The sequence below is a fragment of the Candidatus Proelusimicrobium volucris genome (genome assembly GCF_959605025.1).
GTDB classification, from domain to species: Bacteria; Elusimicrobiota; Elusimicrobia; order Elusimicrobiales; family Elusimicrobiaceae; genus Proelusimicrobium; species Proelusimicrobium volucris.
The window spans coordinates 1-5863 of the sequence record NZ_CAUHCY010000012.1; the positions used below are offsets into that span (position 1 = coordinate 1).

At 45.4% G+C, this 5863-nt stretch carries 7 protein-coding genes and 1 tRNA gene; 1 reads left to right on the plus strand and 7 read right to left on the minus strand.

Translation table 11 applies throughout. From position 1 onward, the window contains the following. The 7 genes from ACQY3M_RS07445 to ACQY3M_RS07475 form a co-directional block, all read right to left on the minus strand. On the minus strand, nucleotides 1-1132 hold a 1132-nt coding region (locus ACQY3M_RS07445), incomplete at its 3' end, for a hypothetical protein (RefSeq protein ID WP_428067178.1). A gap of 122 nt (nucleotides 1133-1254) precedes the next feature. Continuing rightward, complete coding sequence (locus ACQY3M_RS07450) at nucleotides 1255-2898, minus strand: tetratricopeptide repeat protein (RefSeq protein WP_428067179.1); 1644 nt, start codon at nucleotides 2896-2898, stop codon at nucleotides 1255-1257. Further along, a complete protein-coding gene (gene rimI / locus ACQY3M_RS07455; protein WP_428067180.1) occupies nucleotides 2895-3338 on the minus strand; it encodes a ribosomal protein S18-alanine N-acetyltransferase in 444 nt (147 codons plus the stop codon). The genes ACQY3M_RS07450 and rimI overlap by 4 nt, the downstream gene beginning before the upstream one ends. Further along, nucleotides 3326-4033, minus strand: a complete 708-nt coding sequence (gene tsaB / locus ACQY3M_RS07460) for a tRNA (adenosine(37)-N6)-threonylcarbamoyltransferase complex dimerization subunit type 1 TsaB (protein WP_428067181.1) — start codon at nucleotides 4031-4033, stop codon at nucleotides 3326-3328. Before tsaB ends, rimI begins: the two co-directional genes overlap by 13 nt. Then, complete coding sequence (gene tsaE, locus ACQY3M_RS07465) at nucleotides 4003-4491, minus strand: tRNA (adenosine(37)-N6)-threonylcarbamoyltransferase complex ATPase subunit type 1 TsaE (protein WP_428067183.1); 489 nt, start codon at nucleotides 4489-4491, stop codon at nucleotides 4003-4005. The genes tsaB and tsaE overlap by 31 nt, the downstream gene beginning before the upstream one ends. Nucleotide 4492: 1 nt before the next feature. Continuing rightward, nucleotides 4493-4930 carry a glycogen-binding domain-containing protein gene (locus ACQY3M_RS07470; protein WP_428067185.1) on the minus strand — a complete coding sequence of 146 codons (438 nt, stop codon included), beginning with the start codon at nucleotides 4928-4930 and terminating at the stop codon, nucleotides 4493-4495. Continuing rightward, nucleotides 4927-5565 (minus strand): TatD family nuclease-associated radical SAM protein, encoded by a 639-nt coding sequence (locus ACQY3M_RS07475; RefSeq protein ID WP_428067186.1) that lies wholly within the window; start codon nucleotides 5563-5565, stop codon nucleotides 4927-4929. Before ACQY3M_RS07475 ends, ACQY3M_RS07470 begins: the two co-directional genes overlap by 4 nt. A 114-nt stretch (nucleotides 5566-5679) precedes the next feature. Here ACQY3M_RS07475 and ACQY3M_RS07480 point away from each other — a divergent pair. Further along, nucleotides 5680-5766: transfer RNA gene (locus ACQY3M_RS07480), tRNA-Ser, on the plus strand. The last annotated feature ends 97 nt before the right edge of the window (nucleotides 5767-5863 follow it).

The window sequence follows — 5863 nt, forward strand, 5'->3', positions numbered from 1 at the left end:
TCGTCGTCCTGTATCCAAAATCGCCGTTGCTCTGACCAAACTCCCCGTCTATTTCGTACATTCCGTCCCATGCCGCGCAGAATTTCAGCCTTGTGGTACCGGAATAGCAGTCGGCTTTACTTATAAAGTTTTGCGCCGTAGCACGGCATGAGGTTTGATTTGTAGTGTTAGCCTTATCGCTCCAAGTGCAGTTGCTGTCGCTTGCACAAGTGCCTTTTACCAAAAAGTTGGCACAAGGAGAATCGGTTTTCGCGTCGCAATTCCAAGTACAGCCCGACGCTACACAATTTGATCGGTTGTTATTGTAAGATGAACAGGAATAATTGTTTTGGAGACAAGAATTACTGACGGTGCTCCAATAGCACTGCGGATAAGAGTTACATGCACTTTGACTAGATACCGTCGAGCAGTAGCGCATAGAACCACCGCAAGATGCTGTACAATAGGTGGAATTGCAAGTGGCGGAAGTATCACTACATTGAGGCTGACAGCCTTTATTCCAAGTTATAGCATCACAGCAAGATTTGGCCTTCGTCGGATCCGAGCCGGTATCGTCATACACGCCTACGCCATAACATATATTGTTGCCGTCCGTAGGATATATGGCTATCGTCCTTATAGGTGGTGTGGAGTCCGGATTATACGGGTTTGAGTTTTGCTGATATTTGAATATCTCAAAAAGTACGCTTTGTATAGGGAAGTCGCCGCTCCTTACGGGGTAAATTTTCGTATTGTCACTGCCGTCGGAGCCTTCAACCATTCTGGTAGGATTGCTGCACGTTATATCGGAACAGAATGAAAGGCAATTGTTTGGGTAAGACACTATTTTATTGCCGCCATTGTCGACTTTCTGCTGCGAATATTCTATCAAAGCAGAGTTTACCCAAGGGTCGGTAGAATTGACCGGCGAAATAGGCGTTTTGTAATATGACACATTGTTTTGCGTCATTTCCGCACGTTCAACGCTTATTTGACAATCGCCGAAACTTTCCCCGGTAACACCGGCTATATTGTTAGTGTTTATCGGATAAGCTACAAAATTTTGAGTTATAGTAGCCGTCTGCGCCATTAAATTGGCGCCAAAAAATAAAAACCCGCTGAAAAATACTAAAAATTTTGTGATTGGCCTCATATCGTCCCTTATGAAATACAATTAAATTAAATATCATTAAATATAAACGGAAACGGCATATCCGAAAATATGCTCATAACAACTTATATTCTAACTCTCCCGATGACTTATCTATATTGTACTTAAGATTTTATTTTTTTTGTAACTTTTTTCAAATTCTTTTTTGCCGTTTTATTGTTCGGTTCTATTTCCAAAACTTTATTATAATAATCGGCGGCGTCTTCCCAAAGCTTCAAGCTTTGTGCGGTTTGCCCTAAATGCAAGTATATTTCCGCGTCGTTAAGCGCCGCCATGTCTTCCAGGGGAATGCTGCCCAACAGCTCATAGGCCTTTTCATATTCCTTCTTCTTGTAATAATACCACGCCATAGAATCTATAAAAGCGGCATCTTCGGGATTGGCCGCGAGAGCCTTCTTGATATATTCCCCGCCCTCTTCCACGCGGCGGGTTTTGTCGACCAAATAGTATCCGTAAAAATTCAAAACATCGGCGTTTTCGGGGTTTATATCCAAAAGCCTCTTTAGAGTCTTCTCCATTTCCTTATATTCGCCCCGCCGTTCCAAAACATACGAATAGTGAAAAAGTATGCTTTCGTTGTCGGGATTCTTTTGTGAAAGAGCGGACAATATTTCCTCAGCCTGTTTATAGTCCTTTAAATCTATAAGGGAAAGCGCATAATAAAAAGCTATTTCGTTATCTTGAGGAAATTTGGAGTAAGCTTCCCGCAAGACTTCCGCCGATTTAGCGCTCTTGCCCGCTTTCGATAGAAAATAGCTCGCCCTTATATGGGAAGAAGGCTCGGAGTCATAGGCGGAACTTTCCGTCAAAAGTTTAAACGCGGCTTCATAATCGCCGCGAGATATAGCGTCCAACACCAAAAATTCCGTCGCCGACGCCTGAGAATTATCCAAAGCCTTAGCCCGCCTGAAATATTGCAAAGCTATATCTTTCTTCTCTTCCAAAACGTAGTACGCGCCTATCTTGACCAATATATCGGCCGAAGCCAATCCGTACTTTTCCATTTCAAGATATACCTTAAGCGCTTTGGCGGGCGAACCCTGCACTTCGTAAATATTGGCCAATACAGTATAAGGTTCAATGTTATAAGGATTGGAGGATATATGCTTCTTCAGATAGGCCTCCGCCGAAACGCTGTCGCCTTGTTTCAAATATAGCTCGGCGATGTTCAGGGCTATCATCGAACCGATGGCGGGATATTGTTTCGCAAGCAAATCCAAATACTCCACCGCCTCGTCGCTGTCCAAAGCGCTGATAAGCGTCACATACTTGGTTATTATCTCGGGATCTTCGGGATCTTTTGATAAGGCCTCTCGGTATAACTTCGCCGCGCCTTTCAAATCGCCGCGGCTCCACAACAGCCCGGCGCGCAAAGACATAGCCTGCGCCTCTTGCGGCGCCAATGCGTAATAGGCCGATATGTATTTATCCATCGCTTCGGAGTCTTTAAGAGCCAAAGAAATGGACGCCAACGAATACAATATCGTCTTATCGGTTTTAGCGCTTTCATACAAGCGCTCATATATGGCAAAAGCCTCTTGAGGGCGCCCGTTTTTCTCCAGATAGGCGGCTTCGATAAAATCGGAATAAAATTCGCCGCCGTAAGCCTTTGGGATATCGGAGCCTTCATTATCCAATGAGGAACTTGCCTCGCCGATTGTTACTTCCTCGCTTAAATCCGCGCAATTTAACGCCAGCGGAGCCGCAAAAATAAATAAACTTAAAATTATCTTCCCCTTTATATTCATATCTCCCTCAACATTAAAAGAGCGTCCTGCGAATTATTATAAAACTTTTTTCTCACGCTTACCGTTTTAAAATTAAACCTCTCGTACAAAGCTATCGCGGCGCCATTGGCCTCGCTTACTTCCAAAGTAATCCGCCTTACCCCTTCCGCCGAAGCGCTTTCTATACATTTGGCAAGAAGCATACCGCCTACCCCGCGCCTTCTGTATCGCGCCTTAACGGCAAAATTGGTAAGTTCCGCTTCCTCCCCGCAGAAACGAAACGCCGCAAAACCTACCGTTTCCATCCCGCAAAGAGCTTTATATATCCTGACGAAATTATTGCCTGCCTCGCTTTCAAAATCCGCGCCGCTCCACTTGGCGCAAAAATCTGATGAAGCCGCTATCTCGGCCAATTCGGCCGCGCAGCCGATTTCTGCGGGCGACAAAACTATTTCCCGCATAACTCAAAACGCGCGGGCTTTAAATAAAGCGGACGCAATACTTCTTCCCGGCTTTGGCGGTCCGTAAGCTCCCCGCAAAGCGAAAACATCGTCTCCGCCTTTACCGCATTTAATTTCCCGCCGGCATATTGACAGCCTTTGGGGAGTTTATCTTTAAGGCTAGCGCCGTCTTTATCCCATCCGCAGACAAAAATCGGACGTCTGCCTTGGCAAAGAGCGTTTTCCAACTCCTCCCAAGAAGACCACTTCGGCAAAGACCCTTCTTCACAAAATAAATAAAAATATTCTTCCCTAAACGCGTGTATTATAATGCACAATACGCCGTCGGGGTTGGCGGCGAGCCACTTTTTATACTCTCTTGAACGTTCCGCCTGCTTTCTTAAAATCTCGAATAAATCCGCGGAAGATGCTTTAACCCCGTTCATCTCGCTTAATACCGAAGCTAAAGTTATCCCTATCCTTATACCCGTAAAACGGCCGGGGCCCTTCACATAAAAAAAGTGGGTAACGTCCTTAAGTTTTATCCCCGCCTTGGCCAAAAGTTTATTTAACGCGGGGAACAAAAGCTCTTCCTGCTTTATGCCCGCCTTGCGCGCACGATATGTTTTGCCGCCGCGCCATAGCGCCATATATAAAGGTGAGGAAGTACTGTCCAATGCTAAAATTATATCTTCTCTTTCTTTACCAGTTTGCATAAATCTTCCAATAAAGCGCCGCTTCTTTTGCCGCAGGCGCGGAATTTTATTTCGCGGTCATTGCCGCCTTTCAAAACCACTTCTATTTCCAGCCTGTCCTTGGGGAAAAACTCTTCCGCCGCCGCGGGCCATTCTATAAGGAGGATACCGTCTTCGTCCTCCAGCATTTCCTCAAAGCCAAGATTGTACATTTCCCCGCTTTCAAGGCGGAATAAATCGGCGTGGTACAAAGTCACCCGCTTGTTTTTGTACTTCTTCATCAGGCTGAAACTGGCGCTGGCGGGCTCTTTCTTAAACCCGAAATACCTCGCCACGGCCTTTACCATTACCGTTTTGCCCGCACCGATAGGCCCTTTAAAAAACAATATTTCCCCGCCGCTCAGCAAGGAGGCCAATTTTTGCCCAAGAGAAGCGGTTTCCTCCGCACATCGGGAATTGTAAACGTAAAATTCCGCCATATTACAGAACCGTCCTTAAATTTACCTTCTTGCCGTTGTATTCCTCAACGTCGGTATTGTTGGGGTCAGGCTCGGCTTTGCCGTCGACCTCAAAATAATATTTATACTCGCCCTGCGGCAATACTATCAAATTGCTGAAAGAGCCGTTGTTCTGCCTATCCAACTTGATTTTATGCTCTTCCCACAAACTGAAATTGGCCACAACGTACACTTCCTTGGCATCGGGTTTGTTTAAAGTAAAACGCACCTTGCGCAAAGCGATACTGTCTATTTTATGTTCCCTGCTCTTTATAGCGGCTTCGGCGGTTTTACTTTTTTCCGCGCGCAAAGCAGAGGAATAATCGTAATAGGAAAAGAAAACATTAAGCAACATCACCACCCCTAAACATAAGGCGGAACTGAAGAATAAAACGGCCCAAGCCGAAGGTCTTTCACTCATGCGATAAATTCCCTCACCCTAAACTTGGCGCCCAAACTCCGCGCCAGTTTTTCCGTTTCTTCCACGTCGATGCCAAGCCTGTCCACTATCGTTACAGTTACGTCTTGCATTTTTAGGGCCAGCAATCTTATAAATTCCAAAACGCTTTCATAGCCCCGCTCCCTGTACTGAGGCTGAGGCCGCACCACTTCCAGCCACTGTTCTCTTTTGGGGGAATTGATGCTTATGCTGACGCTGTCCAAAACTTTGGCCAAATCGCCCGTTATGTCGCGCCCGTATACCAGATTCCCAAGCCCCAAAGTATTAAGTCTTATCGGCGTTTTGGGGTACTTGCCCAAAGCCATATCCTCTTTTAAAACCGAGGCTACCTCCAGCAGTACGGCAAGGCGCATTGTAGGCTCCCCATATCCGCAGAAAACTATCTGCCCGACTGGGCCTTCTTGGCTTTGGTGGCGGATTTCCGCCAACACTTCTTCGGCGGAGGGCTCTTTGCCTTCCAAGTTAAGGTTATAGCCTTCAAACACCATGGAAAACTTGCTCTTAATGCAAAATGAACAGGCGTTTGGGCATCTGTTGGTAAGATTTATATATAAATTATCTTTAAATCTATATACTATTTTGGCTTTTTCCCGCATAAGATTATTATACCATTGTTGCCCCGCTATTGCTGAACGCTAACTATCCACATTAATAAACACGAATTGTAAAAAAATGTAAATAATTGATAAAATACATAAATAAGGCTTTATGGAGAGGTGGCCGAGTGGTTTAAGGCGCTTGTCTTGAAAACAAGTGTGCGGGAAACCGTACCGTGGGTTCGAATCCCTCCCTCTCCGTTTTTTATGCGTCCGCTTTAAGGCGGATTTTTTATTGCCAAATGTGGAGGTAAAATATAGATGAATCAAGGTAGAATTATTGTAATCACAGGTGCGC